The organism is Actinomyces sp. HMSC08A09, assembly GCF_001807465.1.
Taxonomy (GTDB): Bacteria; Actinomycetota; Actinomycetes; order Actinomycetales; family Actinomycetaceae; genus Actinomyces; species Actinomyces oris.
In genome coordinates this window covers 10,469-13,031 of the sequence record NZ_KV789095.1, presented here as the reverse complement: position 1 = coordinate 13,031, position 2,563 = coordinate 10,469, and the positions used below count along the sequence as shown (strand labels likewise).

The 2,563-nt window shown below is 59.8% G+C and carries 2 protein-coding genes; both read right to left on the bottom strand.

Annotated elements, in window-relative coordinates:
* Positions 1 to 2,108, bottom strand: a 2,108-nt coding sequence (locus tag HMPREF3165_RS03700) for a tetratricopeptide repeat protein (RefSeq protein ID WP_070510912.1), incomplete at its 3' end; no start/stop codon positions are given.
* Positions 2,109 to 2,150: 42 nt separating this feature from the next.
* Positions 2,151 to 2,563 (bottom strand): tetratricopeptide repeat protein (locus tag HMPREF3165_RS13700; RefSeq protein ID WP_256274912.1); only part of this gene is annotated, 413 nt, incomplete at its 5' end.

Sequence of the window (2,563 nt, the reverse complement as noted above, 5' to 3'; positions counted from 1 at the left end):
TCGGGGTGGTGGGGGCCCAGGATACGGGTGTGGTCTTCGAGTGTCTGCCTGTGCAGGGTGATGGCTTCGTCGAGCCTGCCCGCGTCGCAATAGGCTTCGGCGAGGTTGTTGCGTGAGGCGAGGGTGCTGGGGTGATCGGGGCCAAGGGTGTCGCCCGCCCGCGTAACAGAATCAGTGAGGGTAAGTGCCAGTTGTGGCATCCCAAGGTCGGCTGCATTCCGTATCGTCGTTGCGAGTATTGCGACAAAATCTGGATCGGAAAATAATGGGCGAGAGTGGTCTTGAGATGTGACCGCACCTATTTGTTCAACGAGATTTCGTGTTTCCTGTCGCTGCTGTTCAAAATTAGCTAGTTGGTCTATGTCAATCTTGTCGAGGATGGTTGTTGCGTATGTGCATGCTTTGTTAAATTTCCCTTGTTCGCTCAGGTAGGTTTCGCGGTAAACTTGCCCTTGAAGGCGGTGAATGATGGTCTTGTTGCCATCAGTGGACTCTTGAAGGATGGATGATTTCCTCAGGAATGATAGAGTATCTCGAACTGCATCGGAGTCATCGTGGAGGCTCAGGAGCCAGTGGGTTGGCACTCCGGAAGCGGCAAGAAGAGATAATGTGTCGAGGAGCGATATGGCGATCCTCTCCTTTTGAGGAGATTTAGATCTGAGTTGGTCCAAGGTCTGTTCGTAGGCCATGAATAGCGCGATGCCGACGGCGTCGAGGTAGTCCTCTCCTTCGAGGCGTCTGATGCTCAATTCAAGAGGGTAGTTGTTTAGCCTGTCAAGGTACTCGGACAGGGGGTATCTGCGCGACTTGGCTAATGTGGCGGCTTGGGACACTGCAACAGGAAGGTCGCCAAGTGCCTCTGCGATCCGGTCTGCCGCATCACGGTGAGTGTCACCCGTGCGCTCGCAGAGAAGGGTAATCGACTGCTCCCGTTCGAAGATGCCAACCGTCAACGGAAGCCATCCCAAACTGTCCCAATTGAGGTGGCGTGTGGTGGTGACGATGACCCGAACTCCACAGCCTTCAGGGGTGAAACCTATCAGGTCGTCGAGATTCTCCACGTTGTCGAAAACGAAAAGGCAGTCCGCCGCATCTGCTGAGCGCAGTCGATCCAGGAAACGCCGAACAATAGTCTCTGGAGGAACATCCTTCGGTGCGTCGATACCTGTCTGCAGTGCGAGATTGTATAGATTTGAAATGAGCACATCGTGCGACTCCGCATCGATCCACGCGACTAAGGACCACCCCTCCTCCTCGCACCTGGTCGCAACCGTGGCTGCCAGCTGAGTCTTGCCGCTCCCTCTCATCCCCGTCAGCACTGTACGAGGCTCGGCGCGAGTGAGTATGGCATCGAAGAGCTCATCCTGCCCCTCTCGCTTGATGAAGCCCACGGTGACCTTGGGGCGGCTGCCGAAGCGAATCCGCGTGGGCAAGGCGGATTGGTTTCGAGTGACCGCTCTATGGATCTCCTGGATATCCGTAGCCATCGTCTTGGTGTCGGAAGCCACTTCCCTCACGCGGTCGTTAGTCTCTGCTTGTCCCTCCAGCAGTTGCTCCTGCCCGGCAATTAGCTGATCCTGGCCTGCGAGCAGTTGCTTGAGTGCGGCGATGTCGAAGCCCCGTGAGCCTGGCACGAGACGGATGAACTCTTCGGCAACGATGCGGGTCAGGTCATTGAAGAAGGGCTCGGCTGCAGCCTCGACGTTCTGGCGGCGGCCAGCCGCTCGCCGTCGGAGGTAGGTCTTGAAGTTGTCCGGGAACCGCACCGCCTCAAGGACTGCGGCGTCGTCCCCACTGAGCTCCGTGAGCGCCACCTCCATCTCGGTGACGGCTCCAGCCAAGGCGGATTGAGTGGCTCCGGTCCGCTTGTACCGCGCGCTGGCGTCATCCACCTGCTTCTGAAGACGGGCCTTGATGGATACCTCTAGCGGATTCTCCTGTCCACCTCGCCCCTGTTGCAGACGTCTCAGGCTGCGCCACGCGTTGAGGGCCTCGCTAGGCAGTGACGCCGCGCTGCTCCACGAAGGATCGACGGCCACAGCGGCCCCGCGCATGAGCAGCCCGGTGATGCTGGCTGACAGGACAGCGAGGGAGAGGGGATCGGCCATGCCGCTATCGTACAAGCGGTCAGCGGCGCCGAGACCGAATTCTCACGGCGTCCCGAAGAGCTTCTTCGCCTCCTCGGACCTCCCCACGGCAAGGTAGGCATTGGCGAGATGGTTACGGGTGTTGAGGGTACGGGGGTGGTGGGGGCCTAGAACGTAGGTGCAGTCGGTGAGGGTCTGCTCGAACAGGGGGATAGCCTCGTGGAGCCTGCCGGCTGCCTGGTAGGCGCCGGCGAGGTTGTTACGCGTGTTGAGGGTGTCGGGATGGTGGGGACCCAGGATATAGGTGTGGTCGGTGAGGGCCTGTTCGAACAGGGGGATGGCCTCACTGAGCCTGCCCGCGGCTTGGTAGGCGCCGGCGAGATTGTTGCGCGAGGTGAGAGTCCGGGGGTGGTGGGGCCCCAGAATGCGGGCGGAGTCGTCAAGGGTCTGCTGGAGCAGAGGGATGGCCTGGTCGA